This is a genomic window from Acidovorax sp. BLS4, assembly GCF_032929295.1.
Classification (GTDB): domain Bacteria; phylum Pseudomonadota; class Gammaproteobacteria; order Burkholderiales; family Burkholderiaceae_C; genus Paracidovorax.
Genome location: NZ_CP136797.1, coordinates 4,401,354 through 4,416,747, shown reverse-complemented (window position 1 = coordinate 4,416,747; position 15,394 = coordinate 4,401,354). Strand labels below are relative to the sequence as shown.

Here is a 15,394-nt window from a genome sequence, read left to right as displayed (position 1 = left end):
CTGCCCGGGACGCGCGCACCACCACGCAGGGGGGCCGCGCGGTCATGGCCTGCGCCCCGCCATGGTTTGCACCGATTCGAGCAGTGCCCCGATCTTGAAGGGCTTGCGCAGCGTGCCCGTGACGCCGATGGCGGCGCGCCAGGCATCGCGTTCCGGGTCGGGCAGCGAGGACATGGCCAGCACCGGCACGTCGGCCGCGCAGGCGAACGCTCCGCCGCGCAGTCGCGCCAGCAGGTCGGTGGAGGCGGCGGCATCGTCGCAATCGAGCACCAGGCCGAAAAAGGGCTGGGCCGCCAGCATGGGCAGGGCCCGCGCCACGCTGGTGGCTTCGTGAAAGTCCACCAGGCCGAGGTCGCGCGCCACCGAGACGATCGTGCGGCGCAGCACGAATTGCGGCTCCACCAGCAAGAGGAGGGGCAGGGGGGGAGGACGGGTCATGCGTCTTGGTCTTTGCCGGCAATGGTTTCGTTGGCCAGGGTGCCCAGCGCCCGCAGCACGGCCCGCTCGGTGGCGGTGAGGCTGCGGGGCTTGGTGTCGATGATGCAGAGCGTACCAAGGCGCTCGCCGGTCGGCGCGCACAGCGGGGCGCCGGCGTAGAAGCGGATGTTCGGGGCCTGGGTCACCATGGGATTGTCGGCAAAGCGCGCGTCGAGGTTCGCATCCTCCACCACGAACAGGTCCGGCTGCAGGATGGCGTGGGCGCAGAACGACACGTCGCGGCTGGTCTGCGGCACGTCGAGCCCGACGCGCGACTTGAACCATTGCCGCTGGCCGTCGATGAGGCTGATCAGGGCGATCGGGGCGTCCAGCTGTTCGGCCGCGAACCGCACGAATCGGTCGAAGCGCTCCTCCGGGGGCGTGTCGAGCAGCATCAGCGCCTGCAGCGCCCGCAGGCGCTGCGCTTCGTTCTCGGGGGGCCTGGCTGGGGTCATGGGAGGTCCTTGGGGAGAAGGGTTGGGGGCGTCAGCCGAGCAGGTAGGCCAACTGGCCCAGGTCGACCACGACCATGCTGGCGCTGGCGCCATCGTGCTGGTGCGTGACCATGCGGAACTCGCCCACCGAGCCGAGCCGCATTTCGCGCACATCGGCGCGGTGGGCCGGCAGCCAGTCGCACAGCCGGGCAATGGCGATGCCCACGGTGGCGTGTTCGGCCGGGTCGGGCTGCAGCAGGATGGCCATGCGCGGCGGCTCGGCGCCGGGCCGGCCGTTGAGCGAGGGCAGGCTGACCACCTTGAGCGTCTTGCCGCGCCACGGCATCACGGCGGTCCGGCCGCGCACCAGTTCGTCGATGGTGGGCTGCGGCAGCTCGACCACGCCGACCACGCTGTCCACCGGCGAGGCATAGAGCGCATCGGCCTCGAACACCAGAAAGTGGCCGCCGGCCTGTCCCGCGTCGGCCTGGGCACCCGTCGGCGCGCCGACGGCGCCCTCGGTGCCGCCGGCCTGCGTCGGCGCCGGCGCCACGTCGCTCACGGCCGCCTCGGGCACGGCCTCGAACAGCTTGCCGATGTCCAGCACCCGCAGCGTGCCCAGCCCGGGCACCAGGGCCAGGCCCTTGAGCAGCGGATCGCCGGGGGTGGGCGCCCGGTCGGGTTCGGCCAGATCGACCAGTTGCCGGCAGGTGTCCGCCGTGAGGCCGACCCACTGCCCCTGGCTCTCCAGCACGGCCACCCAAGGGCGCAGCGCGGCACCGGCGCGGGCCGGATCGGCGGCCACGTCCACCAGCGGCAGCTTGCGGCCCCGCAGCGTGCTGATGGCCACCGTGAGGTGGCCGGGGGGCATGTTCAGTTCGACGTGCGGCACGGGCACCACCGTGTGGATGGCGCTGGCCGGCACGGCCCACAGGTCGTCGCCCACGGCGAAGACCGCATGCCGTTCGGTGGGGACCTGGTCCGGGGCGCGTGCCGCAGGCGCCGGGTCCTTTGGCGCTGCAACGTCCTCGCACCAGACCTGGCACAGGGCCATCAGGCGGTCGACCTCGAGCACCGACAGGATCGGCGCGCCGGCCGAGGCGGGCACGACCGACTGGAACCATTCCTCCTGGCCGCCGTCGTGGTGCACGCGCACGATGGCCTGCGGATCGACGGGCTTCACGCCCAGGACCTCGTCCACCCGCAACCCGATCCGCGCCGGCCCCGCGTGCAGCACCAGCACCCGCTGTAGAGCGCCGCCCGCAGGCGAGGCCTGGATGGGCAGCCAGCGCTCCAGCGACACCACCGGCACGGCCCGGCCGTCCAGGTCGATCATGCCGGTCAGGGCGCCCTGGCGGCGGGGAAGGGCCGCGAGGCCCTGCGGCGGGATGGCAAGCGCGCGCTCCACATGCACCGCCGCGATGGCGATGTGGCAGTCGCCCACGCGCACCCGCACATGCGCCTGGGCGGGGGCAGGGGCTTGGGCGTCGGCCGCCGCTGGCGTGGAGGGGCTGCCCGGCTCGGTCATGCGCCCGTGCGTCCGGAACTGGCGCCTTGCAGCTTGTCCAGCAGCACGACGACGTCCTGGGTGGACGTTTCCTGGGCCAGCATGGCGTTGCGGATCTCGCCGATGGACTGGCTGGTGCTGTCCACCGCGGCCAGGATGCGGCTGAAGGCCGCGCCCACTTCTTCGGACAGGCGCCCGCCTTCGGCCACGCGGGCCACGCTGCTGCCCACGAGCTTGGAGATTTCCTGCGCGGCGAGCGCCGACTTTTCCGCCAGCTTGCGCACCTCGTCGGCCACCACGGAAAAGCCGATGCCGTGCGGCCCGGCGCGCGCCGCCTCGATGGCGGCATTGAAGGCCAGCAGATGCGTCTGGCTGGAGATTTCGCCGATGGTGGCCACGATGTCGCGGATGTCGGCGGACGACTGCTCGATGGCGGCGATGGCCTCGCGCGAGCGCGCCAGCACCTGGTGGCCCTGGCCGGCCTCGCGCTGGGTCTGGGTGGCCAGGTCGGCCGAGCGCTCGGAGTTGCGCGCCACCTGCTGGATCGAGTCCGAGATGGTGCGCAGCACGGCGCCGATGTCCCGCACCTTCTGCGACACGGCGGTCTCGCGTTCGACCTGCTCGGTCACGTTGACCGCGAACTTCACCACCTTGTACACGCGGCCTTCCACGTCGAAGATGGGGTTGTAGGTGGCCTGGATCCAGATACCGGCGTCGTGCTTGCCGATGCGCCGGTAGCGCGCGCTCTGGAACTTGCCCTCGCCCAGGTCCGCCCAGAAGTCGCGGTAGGTCTGCGTCTTCACGAAATCGGGGTCGCAGAACATGCTGTGGTGCTTGCCCCGGATCTCATCGAGCGTGTAGCCCATGGTGCGCAGGAAGTTCGGGTTGGCGGTGAGAATGCGGCCATCCACGCTGAACTCGATCACCGCCTGCGACAGGCCGATGGCATCGAGCTTGCCCTTGGTCTCCGCGGCCTGGCGCGTTTCCTCGGTGATGTCGGTGGCGAACTTCACCACCTTGTAGGGCTTGCCGGAGGAGTCGAGGATGGGGTTGTACGACGCCTGGATCCACACGTCCGAGCCGTCCTTGGCCACGCGGCGGTAGCGCCCGGCATCGAATTCGCCGCGGGCCAGCCGCTCCCACAGCCGCGCGTATTCCGCTGAGCGCACCACTTCCGGGGTGCAGAACATCCGGTGGTGCTGGCCGACGACCTCGTCCTCGGTGTAGCCGAACACCTTCAGGAAATTGGGGTTGGCGTGCAGCACCTTGCCGCGCAGATCGAACTCGATCATGGCCTGCACCCGGTCCATCGCGGCGATCTTGCCCTCGAAGTCGGCCTGGGCCTGGCGCGCCTGGGTCACGTCGGTGGCCAGCTTGACCACGCCCACCGGGCGCCCGGCACTGTCGAAGATGGGGTTGTAGGAGGCCTGCAGCCACACCGGCTCGGCGTTCCTGGTCAGGCGCTGGAACACGCCTTCGACGATCTCGCCGGCGGCCAGGCGCTCCCACATGGCGCCGTAGGCCGCGCTGGCCGCCACGTCGGGCGGGCAGAAGATGCGGTGGTGCTGCCCGACGATGTCCTCGAGGGCGTAGCCCATGCGGGCCAGGAACAGGGGGTTGGCGTGCTGGACCTTGCCGGCCAGGTCGAATTCGATGGTGCATTGCACCCGTTCCAGCGCGGCCAGCAGGCCCGTGGTGCGTGCGCGTTCCAGCTCGGACGCGGCAAGGGGTTCTGTGAAGGCGTTCATGGTCGCAAGGTCCTGGTGTGCGGCATCTAGGGGTTATCGGCCACTGCAGCCCAGGCTTGAATGCCGGGCCTGCTGGAAAACCGGCGAGGCGTAATGTGATGGTTTGAAGCCGCGCCCGCCGCCGGCGTCACAATAGACCCGCACCGCGCAGGGCCTTTGGGAATCTTGACGGCCCTGTGCGCGTCGCGCAAGCCCATGCCGGCCGAAACCGGGGTTTTTTGCCCGCCATCGCCGCCCGGCGCGGGGGCCCGGGGTGCCGCTCCCCCCGTTTCACGCCATGGTGCGGCGCAGCCAGTCGGTGAAGGCCGCGCATTCCCAGCGGTCCATGGTGCCGGTGCGCCAGCACAGGTAGTGGGCGTGCGGGCTGGGTGCCTCGCCGGGAAAGAGCCGCACCAGGGTGCCGTTTTCCAGCCAGGGCGCGCCCAGCTTGAGCCGCACCAGCGCCACGCCCATGCCGGCCGCGGCGGCATCGCACATCAGGCCGATGTCGTTGAACTGCGAGCCCTCGGTGGGCTCGGCCCAGTCCAGGCCGCTGGCGCCGAACCAGGTGCGCCAGGGCTCCAGCGGGCTGCGCAGCAAGGCCACCCCTTCCAGGTCCCCGGGCCGCTCGAAGGGGCCGTGCTCGCGCACGAAGGCGGGCGAGGCGAGCGGCGTGACCCGGTCGCGCGCCAGCTCCACGTGCTCCAGGTCGGCGTAGTGCCCCGGGCCGAAGCGCACGATCAGGTCGGCGTCCTCGGCGACCACGTCCAGCAGCGGAATGGACACCTGCAGCGCCAGATCGATCTCGGGATAGGCCTCGGTGAACTGGCGCAGGCGCGGGATCAGGATGGCGCGGGCGAAGGTCGGGGTCACCGCCAGCTTGAGCCGCCGCTTGCCCGGCGCCGTGGCCGCGCCCGGAAAGCGCTGCAGCGCGCCCAGGCCCTCGCGCACATGGGCCAGGTAGGCGCTGCCTTCGGTGGTGAGCGAGAAGTCGGCGCGGCCGAACAGCCGCACGCCCAGGATCTGCTCGAGCTGGCGCACGCGGTGGCTGACGGCGCTGGGCGTCACGCACAGCTCGTCGGCGGTCTGTGTCACGCTGCGCAGGCGGGCCAGGGCCTCGAAGGTCAGCAGGCACTGGATGGGCGGGATGCGCCGGCCGGTCGCCCCCGGCCCGTCCCCGCCGGCGGCTTCCGGGTCGGCCGCGCGCACCGCGCCGCGTGGCCGGTCGAACGGGCGGGCCGTGGTCACCGGGCTCCCTCGATGCGCCGCACCCGGGGCGCCTTCAGCGGAAGATCACCGTCTTGTGGCCGTTAAGCAGCACGCGGTGCTCGGTGTGCCACTTGACGGCGCGGGCCAGCACCTGGCTTTCGGTGTCGCGGCCCATGGCGGTGAGGTCTTCCACCGTCTTGCTGTGGTCCGCGCGGGCCACGTCCTGCTCGATGATCGGGCCCTCGTCCAGGTCGGCCGTCACGTAGTGGGCGGTGGCGCCGATCAGCTTCACGCCGCGGTCGTGCGCCTGGTAGTAGGGCTTGGCGCCCTTGAAGCTGGGCAGGAAGCTGTGGTGGATGTTGATGGCCCGGCCTTCCAGCTTGCGGCACAGGTCGTCCGACAGCACCTGCATGTAGCGCGCCAGCACCACCAGTTCGGCCCCCTCGGATTCGATGATCTCGAACTGCCGCGCCTCGGCCTGCGCCTTGGTGGCGGCCGTGACGGGGATGTGGTGGAACGGCACGTTGTAGCTGGCCGCGAGCTGGTAGAAATCGCGGTGGTTGCTGATGATGGCCGCGATGTGCACCGGCAGCAGGCCGGACTTCCAGCGAAACAGCAGGTCGTTCAGGCAGTGGCCTTCGCGGCTGACCAGGATGACCGTCTTCATCGGCTCGGACACCGGGTGCAGCTGCCAGTGCATGCCGTGCGGGCCGGCGAAGGCGGCCAGCTGCGTCTTGAGCGCGGCGTGGTCGTGCGCTGCGCAGGCGAACTGCACGCGCATGAAAAACAGCCCGGTGGCGTGGTCGTTGTATTGGGCGGCCTCTTCGATGTTGCCGCCATGCTCCAGCAGGAAGCCGGACACCGCATGCACCAGCCCGAGCTTGTCGGGACAGGACAGGGTAAGGATATAGGCTTGGTTCATAGCGGGGCGATTGTCGCAGCAAGGCCAGGGGCCGTGCCGCGCCGATCGCTCTGGAGCGCCCCGGCTGGCGCGAGAATACGGTCCCATTGGAGGCCGCCTGGAAAGCGCGGTGCGCCCGGCGGGCGAGGCAAAACACAACAAGGACGTTCATGGATGAAGAGGAGGGCCCGGCCCTGACGCGGGTGCCCGGCTGGGCGTGGGCCGCCTACGTGGCGGCGGGCGTGGCGTGGGTGGCGGGCGGCGACGCACTGCTGGCCTGGCTGCTGGGCACGGACGCCGGTGGCGGCACCCGCGCCGGCCTGTGGGGCAGCGCCAAGGACATCGCCTTCGTGCTGGTCTCCGCCGCCCTGGCGGTGGCCGGGCTGCGCCGGCTGCAGGCGGCCGATGCCGCCGCGCTGGTGCGCCGGGGCCGCGCCTGGGCGCGGATGGCGCGCGGCGCCGAGCAGCGCCAGCGCCTGGCGACCACGGTGGTGGACAACGCCATCGAGGGCATGGTGGTGACCGATGCGAACAACCGCATCCTCTCGGTGAACGCGGCCTTCACGCGGCTGATGGGCTACACCGAGGCCGAGCTGCTCGGCCAGACGCCGCGCCTGTTCAAGTCCGGCCGGCACGACCAGGCCTTCTACGAGGCCCTGTGGACCGAGCTGTCGCGCACCGGCCGCTGGCAGGGCGAGATCTGGAACCGGCGCAAGAACGGCGAGGTGTTTCCCGAGCGCATGTCGCTCAGCACCGTGCGCGACGGCGCGGGCGTGGTGACGCACTACGTGTGCCTGTTCACCGACATCTCCCAGGAGCACACCCAGCGCCAGCGCCTGGCGTTCCTCGCCCACAACGACCCGCTCACCGGCCTGCCCAACCGCACCTGGTTCGCCCAGCGGCTGGAGGAGGCCACGGCCCAGGCCCGCGGCAGCGGCGAGTCCATGGCCGTGCTGCTGCTCAACCTGGACCGTTTCAAGGACGTGAACGACAGCTACGGCCACGCCGTGGGCGACGAGGTGCTGCGGCACATCGCCCGCCGGCTGGAATCGGCCCTGCGCCCGGGCGATCTGGCCGGGCGCCTGGCGGGCGACGAGGTCGGCGTGCTCGTGCGCAACGCCGCGAGCGAGGAGGAGGCCGCCGCCATCGCCCGCACGCTGATCGCCGCCGTGGCCGAGCCCTGGCGCTCGCCCGAGGGCTTCGAGGTGGTGGCCGGCGCGAGCGTGGGCATCAGCCTGTTCCCGCGCCACGGCGACAGCGCCCAGGTCCTGCTGCAGGGCGCGCACGCCGCCGTCTATGGCGCCAAGGAGCGCGGGCGCGGCGCCTGGTGTTTTTTCAGCGAAGACATGACGCGGGCCGCGCGCGAGCGCCTCGCCCTCGAATCGCGCCTGCGCGCGGCGCTGGCGCTCGGCCACCTGCAGCTGCACTACCAGCCTCAGGTGGACATCGCCACCGGCCGCGTGATCGGCGCCGAGGCGCTGGTGCGCTGGATGGACCCGCAGGAGGGCATGATCTCCCCCGCGCGCTTCATCCCGGTGGCCGAGCACTCCGGCGTGATCGGCCCGCTGGGCGAATGGGTCATGCACGAGGCCTGCCGCCAGGCCCAGGCATGGCGCGCGGCCGGGCTGCCCGCCCTGACCATGGCCGTGAACGTGTCGCCGCGCCAGTTCCACCTGACCGACCTGGCCGGCTGCGCGGCGTCGGCCCTGTCCGCCTCGGGCTACCCGCCCACGCAGCTGGAGCTGGAGATCACCGAAGGCGCGCTCGCCGAGCGCCCCGAGGAGGCCCGCCAGGTGCTGCTGCGCCTGCGCGGCCTGGGCCTGCGCATGGCCATCGACGACTTCGGCACGGGCTATTCGTCGCTCGCCCACCTCAAGCGCTTTCCCATCGACGTGCTCAAGATCGACCAGGGCTTCATCCGCGACCTGCCGCAAAACAGCGACGACATGGCCATCTGCACGGCCATCATCGCCATGGGCCACAGCCTGGGTCTGGCGGTGCTGGCCGAAGGCGTGGAAACGCCCGAGCAACTGGCCTTCCTGCGCGAGCGCGGGTGCGACCGCTACCAGGGCTACCTGTGCCAGCGCCCGCTGCCGGCCGAGGCGTTCACGGCGCTGCTGCGCGGACAGGCGGGCGGGGCCGTCCACTGAGCCGGCACGGGCGGCGGACGCGCGTGTGGATCTATTGCTATAAAAATAATAGCTATATGCCCTAGTGGATCATGTGCTGGAGGCCGTTTTGGCTTGAATCCTCCACCGGGTTCGCCATGGCGCCTCAGGGCCTGGCGCCCTGCGAGCGGCGCAGCTCGGCGCAAGGGTCGCGCGACGGCAGGGCCGGGGTGGCCTGCACCGCGTCGGTGTCCCCCGCTTGCGGGTCGGGCGCCCCGCCGGCCTGGGCCAGCGCCACCTTGGCCGTGAGGCCCGGAAACCAGTGCGTGGGCACGCCCACGCCGCGCAGCACGTGGCCACCGCCGGCCACCAGCACCACCACCTGCCCGGGGCGCCGCGCCGCCGCGGCCACCGCCGCCATGCGGGCGTCGCGGGCGATCTGGATGCGGGCCATGCCGGGGATCTGCGACTCGGGCAGCAGGCCGCAGTGCCCCTCGCGCAGGGCGGTGTGCTGGCGCGCCAGCGCCGCGGCGTCCAGGTGCCGGTCCCAGCGCTCGTCCCGCATCGCCTCGCGCAGGTCCGCCCGCGGCAGGTTGCCGCCGCGCACCGGCACGCCGGCCCGCACCGCGGCCATGGCCACCGGGCCGTACTGCGCCCACGGCCAGGCTGCCGCGTTCCAGCCGAGCGCCTGCTGCACCTGGCCTTCAGTCGCGTCGCGGGGCAGTCCGTCGGTGGCCCGCCCGCTGTCGGCCATCTCCATCACCAGCGCCGCCAGCTGTCCGCGCGCGGCGAGCCACTGCACGGCCTCGCGCTCCAGCGCCTGGTGTTCGGGGGCATCGTGCTGCTCGCCGATCAGCAGCACATCGGCGGGCAGCAGGGCCTGGACCTGGGCGAGCCAGGGGGTGGGGGCGGCAGGGTCCGGGGGCGCATGCGCGCAGCCGGCGAGCAGGGCCAGCAGCAGGGTGGCAGCGAGGCGGGGGCCTCTCGGCCACGGCGCGGGGCCGAGTCGATGGGCTGCATGCCGCGAAGGCGATCGGGAGGGAAACAGGGTGCCGTGCATGGGCGCATGCTAAAGCCATGCCCTGTCGACCCGCGCCTTCCCGCGGCGCGACCCGGTGATGCAACGGATCAGCGGCGGGGGTGGGGGGATGGCTGAGACCGTGCGCCCGGGACGGTTGCGACGACGGCACGCAGCGCGGGCACGTGCGCAGATGCGGAGAGGTCGTCAGCCGACCGGCGCCGTCCCGAACCGCATGCCGACCTCGGTGCCGTCGGCCGCCGAGCGCGCCCAGACATCGCCGCCGTGCATGCGGGCGATGGCCGCCACGATGGACAGTCCCAGGCCTGCGTGCATGCCCTCGCGGTGCCGGGCCGAGTCGCCGCGATAGAAGCGGTCGAACAGGCGAGGCAATGCGGCCTCGGGAATCGGTGGCCCTTCGTTGGCCACTGACACGCCGGGGCCGTCCGCACCGCCCGCAGCCAGCTTCACGCGGACGGTGCTGCCTGGCGCGGCATAGCGGCACGCGTTGCTGAGCAGGTTGGAGACGCCGCGCTGCACCAACCGTTCGTCCACCGGCAGAATGAGCTCGCCTTCCAGGGCTAGCCGCAGGCCCCGCTCAGCGGCGTCGGCCTCGTGGTACTCGAACAGTTCGGTGATGAGCAGACCCAGATTGCGTGGCGCATCCACGCGCGCGCGCAGCCCTCCGTCGGCGCGCGCCAGGAACAACATATCGTTCACCACCGAGGCCATGCGCCCCAGATCTTCCAGGTTGGACGCCAGCGTTCGCGCCAACTCGGGCGCCGCACGCGGTCGCGACAGCGCCAGCTCGGTCTTGCCGATGAGCGCGGTGAGCGGCGTTCTCAGCTCATGCGCCACGTCGGCATTGAAAGCCTCCAGTTGCGCGCGGCCCGCTTCGAGCCGGTCGATGAGTTCGTTGAACTGGTCTACCAGCGGCGCCAGCTCGGCACTGCGCGCCGACAGTTGCAGATGCGCGAGTCGCCGGCCTGCAGACATCGCCTGGGTCTGCCGGGCCAGTTGGCTCAGCGGGCGCAGGCCATGCCGCACTACGGCGAATCCGAGTCCTGCGCTCACCAGCGCCCCGGCCGCGGTGGCCAGGGCCAGCAGGCGCGCCAGGGTCTGCTGTCGCTGCTCGTCCTCTGCGATATCGACATCGAAGCGGCCCCGCAGCGACCGCTGTCCGTCAGCCGACCGCAGCTCGAAGCTGCGTGAACGCACCTGCGGCGACAGCGTGTGTGCTTCGTCGTGGGGATCGAGGTAGAACGCCGAGCCGTCGGGGTGCAGCAGCTGCAGCCGCGAGCCCTGGCGCTTGACGGCGTTGGTCTGCAGCAGGTGCAGAAAGTCCTGGTTCTCGGGTCGCCACATCGCGCTGGAGGTTTCCACCAGCTTCTGGACCTTGATGCCCAAGATGCGCGACTGGGCCTGCTCCTGCAGCGTCTGCACCCCCAGGTATACGACGACGGAAATCGCACCCAGCAACAGCGCCACGCCCAGGCCCAACTGCAGCGCCAGGCGGCGCACCACGGAATGCGGCGCCCGCCGGCGGGGCTCATGCGTCGCCATCTGCACCCCCGCGGAACTCCAGGATGTAGCCCACACCGCGCACCGTGTGGATCAACTTGTGGCGGAATGCGTCGTCCACCTTGGCGCGCAGGCGCCGCACCGCGACTTCCACCATGTTGGTGTCGGAGTCGAAATGGATGTTCCAGACGCGTTCGGCCAACGTGGTGCGGGTCAGCACCTGTCCCTTGCGGCGCAGCAGCAAGGACAGCAGCTGGAATTCCTTGGTAGACAGCTCAATACGGCGGCCTTCGCGGCGCACATTGTGCGCTGCCAGGTCCAGTTCCAGATCGGCGACGCGCAGCACGGTCTGCTCCTGAATGCTGGCATGGCCCCGGCGAATCAGCGCCTCGACCCGTGCCCGCAGTTCGGAAAAGGCGAACGGCTTGACGAGGTAGTCGTCCGCACCCGCATTCAGGCCCAGTACCTTGTCGTCCAGCCGGTCGCGTGCCGTCAGCATCAGCACGGGCTGCCCGCCCTTGCCCCGAATGGCGCGCAGCACCTCGAAGCCGTCGCATCCCGGTAGCATGACGTCCAGCAGCACCAGCGCATAGTTGCCGCCCAGTGCCAGCGCCCGCCCGCTGGGGCCGTCGTGCGCCACATCGACGCGGTAGCCGCACTCGGACAGCCCCTGGTGCAGATAGTCGGCCACGCCGCGGTCGTCCTCGATCACCAGCACTTTGTGCACCTGTTTCACCTCCGGGCCGATTGTGCCTGCACCCCCTGCGCGTTGGATTACCAATCTGTAATCCGTTCGAGCGGCATCGGTCAGCTGCGTGCGGACCATGGGGCCCTGCGCGGCGCGTGGGGCGACCGCGCCCCCGCCCACCGTTTTTTTGGAGTGCATCCATGGCCATCGTGACTCACCGCATGTCCACCCGCCGCACGTTCCCGCGCGGCAGCCTGGGCCCGGCCACGTTCCTGACGTTCGATCGATTGCCTGGCGCGCCCCGCTCCGATCTGTACGACGTCATCGGCCAGTACGTCAGCGCTGGTGCCAAGGTCGTGGACACCTCACCGCTCTACGGCAGTGCGCAGGTCACCGTCGGCGACGCGGGACTGCTGCCTGACGCGTCGCAGCGCGGGCACACGGCGCGCTACGTTGAAGCGCTGGCCGGCTTCGGCAAGGTGCAGTCGCTGCCCTGGTATCCCGACAAGCAGAACCAGTATCAGGGGCTGGTCCGCCGGGCCCAGGCGGCATTGCGAGCGCGGCGGTGAGCGCGCCGCGTCATCACTCCCCCCGGCTTTCGCGTCCGACCTCGAGTCGTCGCTGTTCGGACTTCGTCATTTCACCAAGGATCAAAACATCATGGACCGCCGCAACTTCCTGCATGCCGCAACCACTACCGCCGCCACGTTCGCCGGCCTGGCCGCCTCGCCCCTGGCGCGGGCTCAGGCGCCCGGCCTGTCTGCCGCGCTCACCGAGCGGGGCAGCGTCCTGGCTACGCGGGGGCCGATGACCGACCGGGCGCTGCCCCGCAATGCAGCGGCTGCTCCCGGGCAACGTTATCGGCCCGCATTCCGCTTCGGCCTGGGCGGCACGCAGATCGGCAACATCTTCGCCGCCCTCAGCGACGCGCAAGCGCAGGCTGTGTTGCAGGCCGCATGGGACGCGGGCGTGCGCCACTTCGATACCTCTCCGTTCTACGGCTACGGCCTGAGCGAATACCGGCTGGGCCACTTCCTGCGCGGCAAGCATCCCGACGACTACGTCGTGTCCACCAAGGTCGGGCGCATGCTTCAGGCCAGCCGCGGGCCGCTGCCCAATGCCGCGCTGTGGGTGCAGCCCGCGCCCATGGCGTATCGCTACGACTTCACGGCGGCCGGTGCGCGCCGCTCGGTGGAGGACAGCCTGCAACGGCTGGGCCTGCCCAAGATCGACATCGTCTACATCCACGACCTGTCGCCCGACAACAGCGAACTGCCAGGCACGTGGCGCGACCACTTCGCCGTTGCGGCGGGCACCGGCGGTGCCATGGGTGAGCTGGCCCGCATGCGCGATCAGGGGATGATTGGTGGCTGGGGTTTCGGCATCAACACGCCCGACGCCGCCGTGCTGGCCGCTGAATCGGACGTGCCGACGCCCGATGTGGTGCTGCTGGCCTGCCAGTACTCCATCCTCGACCACGAGGTGGCGCTCTCGCGCACATTCCCGGCACTGCAGCGCAAGGGCATATCCGTGGTCGTCGGCACGCCGCTCAACGACGGCTTCCTGGGCGGGCGCAACCGGTATCACTTCAGCGACCAGATCCCCGCGGGCGCGGCCGACAAGCGCGCGCGGCTGGCGGTGGTGGCCGACCGGCACGGCATTGATATCCGCACGGCGGCGCTGCAGTTCGCGGTGGCACCGGCGGTGGTTTCGGCGATCATTCCCGGTGCCCGCGCGCCCGGCCAGGTCCAGGCCAACGTGGCGTCGATGCGTGTGACCATTCCCGCATCGTTCTGGGAGTCGCTGCGGCGCGAGGGGCTGATCTCGCGCCAGGCGCCGGTTCCCGCCTGACACCACGCTGGCCCAGGAGTGAACGGATGACAACACCGAAGGCAATCCTGCACGGCACGGCCTGCGCACTCTTTGCGGTGGCCGCACAAGGTCAGGACCGGGTGTCCGTTGGCGACTTCGCCATTGATCGACACGAAACCACCATCGCCCGGTTCGCCGAGTTCGCGCAAGCCACCGGCCGTGTCACCACGGCGGAACGGGAGGGCGGCGGCCACGAATGGGGCCGCGGCTGGGAGCGCCGCGCTGGCTGGAACTTCCGCCGCCCCTTCGGCGTGCCGCCGGTCAGCCCGCAATGGCCCGCCGTGCACGTCAACTGGCACGAGGCGCGTGACTTCTGCGCCTGGGCGCAAGGCCGCCTACCCACCCGCGCCCAATGGACGCTGGCGGCTTACACCGAGCAGGGCGCAGGGACTCGTGCCGGCTTCGTGCGGGGCCGCACCTACCCGTACCCGACCGGCGATTCGCCTGAAGGCGCCAACACCAGCGGCGCCGACGCCTGGCCGCGGCTGGCACCGGCCGGTGCCACGCGCAGTGGCGTCAACGCGCTGCACGACATGGGCGGCAACGCCTGGGAATGGCTGGCCGACCGGCAGGGCGATACCGCACTCACCGCCGGCGGCTCCTGGTGGTATGGCGCGGCGCAGATGCAGGCCGCGTCCATGCAATGGAAGCCGGCCGACTTTGACGTGGTGTATGTGGGGTTCCGCTGTGTCTACGATGCGCCCGTGCAGGGCGGTGCAAAGGCGCCCTGACAGGGCGGCGGCAGGCCGTTGCGATGCCATGCTGCCCCTGTGGCCGCACGGCAGCTTCAGTGCCTTCCGGAAATGACCCTTTCCTCGGCGCCTGACAGGTCGCCCTTGGGGTCGACATGTGGTCTGATGGGGGCTCCTGGCGTGGAGAACCTGGTGTTGTAGACGCTCCAAGTGTTATGCACCCGGAGCACCTTGTGCGCTGCGCCTTTGAAGTCCACACCGGCCTTTGGCGGGCCAGGGCCATGCCCTCGGCGGATTCCAGGGTCGATGATCGGCTGGCATGCGCGGGGCCTCGGGGGCCTGCGATGCAGGTGCCGCGCTGCCGGGTCCAGGCGCGCGGCTGCGCCTTACACCTCGGTGACGAACTGCTCGCGCGGACGGCGCACCTTGGCCAGCGGGGCCAGCCAGTCCTGCTCGGCCTGGCGGTAGCCCAGCGGCAGGATCGCCACGCTGCGCAGCCCGCGGGCGCGCAGGTTCAGGATGCCATCCAGCGCGTCGGGATCGAATCCCTCCATGGGCGTGCTGTCCACCGCTTCGTAGGCCGCGGCCATCAGCGCGGCGGACAGGGCGATGTAGGCCTGCCGGGCCGCGTGCTGGAAGTTCACCTCGGCGCCGCGCTGCGGGTAGGTCCCCAGCAGCATGTTGCGGTAGTTCTCCCAGCCTTCGTTCTTGAAGCCGCGCACCGCGTTGGTGTAGTCGAACATGGCGTTGATGCGTTCGGGCGTGTAGTCGTCCCACGCGGCGAACACCAGCAGGTGCGAGCCCTCGGTGATTTGGGCCTGGTTCCACGCGATGGCCTGGATGCGCTGGCGCACCTCGGGCTGGGTGACGAGCAGCACCTCGAACGGCTGCAGCCCGCTGGAGGTGGGCGCGAGCCGCGCGGCTTCGAGGATGCGCTCGACCTTCTCCTGGGGCACCTGGCGGGCCGGGTCCATCTTCTTGGTGGCGTAGCGCCACTGCAGGCGCTCGATCAGCGGGGTGGCATCGGGGCCATGGATGGCGGTTTCGAGTTCGGCGGCCAGTTCGGCGGTGGGGGACATGGTGGATTCCTGAAAAGGAAGGGTGGGATGAAGGGATGGGCAGGCGTGCCACCGGGAACCGGGAGCACCTTGCCTGGAATATGGCGCCAACGGCCAGGGCGCATAAGCCCCGGCGCGGGAATCACAGCGTTTCGATCCAGGAAACAAAAAACGCGGCAGCG

Annotated in this window: 14 protein-coding genes; 4 read left to right on the top strand and 10 right to left on the bottom strand. The window is 70.9% G+C overall.

The window, feature by feature from the left end; all coding sequences use genetic code 11:
* Positions 1-42: 42 nt before the first annotated feature.
* The 6 genes from R1Z03_RS20340 to purU form a co-directional block, all read right to left on the bottom strand.
* Complete coding sequence (locus tag R1Z03_RS20340) at positions 43-438, bottom strand: response regulator (RefSeq protein ID WP_317354492.1); 396 nt, start codon at positions 436-438, stop codon at positions 43-45.
* Positions 435-932 carry a GAF domain-containing protein gene (locus R1Z03_RS20335; protein WP_317354489.1) on the bottom strand — a complete coding sequence of 166 codons (498 nt, stop codon included), beginning with the start codon at positions 930-932 and terminating at the stop codon, positions 435-437. Before R1Z03_RS20335 ends, R1Z03_RS20340 begins: the two co-directional genes overlap by 4 nt.
* A gap of 31 nt (positions 933-963) precedes the next feature.
* A complete protein-coding gene (locus R1Z03_RS20330; protein ID WP_317354487.1) occupies positions 964-2,439 on the bottom strand; it encodes a chemotaxis protein CheW in 1,476 nt (491 codons plus the stop codon).
* The gene (locus tag R1Z03_RS20325) at positions 2,436-4,166 is read right to left on the bottom strand and encodes a PAS domain-containing methyl-accepting chemotaxis protein (RefSeq protein ID WP_284431100.1); all 1,731 of its coding nucleotides are present in this window, start codon (positions 4,164-4,166) and stop codon (positions 2,436-2,438) included. Before R1Z03_RS20325 ends, R1Z03_RS20330 begins: the two co-directional genes overlap by 4 nt.
* Positions 4,167-4,436: 270 nt before the next feature.
* A complete protein-coding gene (locus R1Z03_RS20320) occupies positions 4,437-5,354 on the bottom strand; it encodes a LysR substrate-binding domain-containing protein (protein ID WP_284431130.1) in 918 nt (305 codons plus the stop codon).
* 73 nt (positions 5,355-5,427) lie between these two features.
* Positions 5,428-6,276, bottom strand: a complete 849-nt coding sequence (purU, locus tag R1Z03_RS20315; protein ID WP_317354484.1) for a formyltetrahydrofolate deformylase — start codon at positions 6,274-6,276, stop codon at positions 5,428-5,430.
* A 149-nt stretch (positions 6,277-6,425) separates the two neighbouring features.
* Here purU and R1Z03_RS20310 point away from each other — a divergent pair, with 149 nt between their 5' ends.
* Positions 6,426-8,405 (top strand): EAL domain-containing protein, encoded by a 1,980-nt coding sequence (locus tag R1Z03_RS20310; RefSeq protein ID WP_317354482.1) that lies wholly within the window; start codon positions 6,426-6,428, stop codon positions 8,403-8,405.
* A gap of 124 nt (positions 8,406-8,529) precedes the next feature.
* Here the strand turns inward: R1Z03_RS20310 and R1Z03_RS20305 are convergent, their stop codons facing one another.
* The 3 genes from R1Z03_RS20305 to R1Z03_RS20295 form a co-directional block, all read right to left on the bottom strand.
* The gene (locus R1Z03_RS20305) at positions 8,530-9,423 is read right to left on the bottom strand and encodes a ChaN family lipoprotein (protein WP_284431103.1); all 894 of its coding nucleotides are present in this window, start codon (positions 9,421-9,423) and stop codon (positions 8,530-8,532) included.
* A gap of 165 nt (positions 9,424-9,588) precedes the next feature.
* Positions 9,589-10,944, bottom strand: coding sequence for a heavy metal sensor histidine kinase (locus tag R1Z03_RS20300; protein WP_317354479.1), 1,356 nt, complete (start codon positions 10,942-10,944; stop codon positions 9,589-9,591).
* Positions 10,931-11,629 carry a heavy metal response regulator transcription factor gene (locus R1Z03_RS20295; protein ID WP_284431105.1) on the bottom strand — a complete coding sequence of 233 codons (699 nt, stop codon included), beginning with the start codon at positions 11,627-11,629 and terminating at the stop codon, positions 10,931-10,933. Before R1Z03_RS20295 ends, R1Z03_RS20300 begins: the two co-directional genes overlap by 14 nt.
* A gap of 161 nt (positions 11,630-11,790) precedes the next feature.
* Here R1Z03_RS20295 and R1Z03_RS20290 point away from each other — a divergent pair, with 161 nt between their 5' ends.
* The 3 genes from R1Z03_RS20290 (at position 11,791) to R1Z03_RS20280 (ending at position 14,193) form a co-directional block, all read left to right on the top strand.
* Positions 11,791-12,159, top strand: coding sequence for a hypothetical protein (locus R1Z03_RS20290; protein WP_284431106.1), 369 nt, complete (start codon positions 11,791-11,793; stop codon positions 12,157-12,159).
* A gap of 91 nt (positions 12,160-12,250) precedes the next feature.
* A complete protein-coding gene (locus R1Z03_RS20285; RefSeq protein WP_317354475.1) occupies positions 12,251-13,441 on the top strand; it encodes an aldo/keto reductase in 1,191 nt (396 codons plus the stop codon).
* Between the two features lie 26 nt (positions 13,442-13,467).
* Positions 13,468-14,193: a formylglycine-generating enzyme family protein gene (locus tag R1Z03_RS20280; RefSeq protein ID WP_317354473.1), complete on the top strand. Its 726-nt coding sequence runs from the start codon at positions 13,468-13,470 to the stop codon at positions 14,191-14,193.
* A 347-nt stretch (positions 14,194-14,540) separates the two neighbouring features.
* Here the strand turns inward: R1Z03_RS20280 and R1Z03_RS20275 are convergent, their stop codons facing one another.
* Positions 14,541-15,233, bottom strand: coding sequence for a nitroreductase family protein (locus R1Z03_RS20275; RefSeq protein ID WP_284431109.1), 693 nt, complete (start codon positions 15,231-15,233; stop codon positions 14,541-14,543).
* Positions 15,234-15,394: the final 161 nt, after the last annotated feature.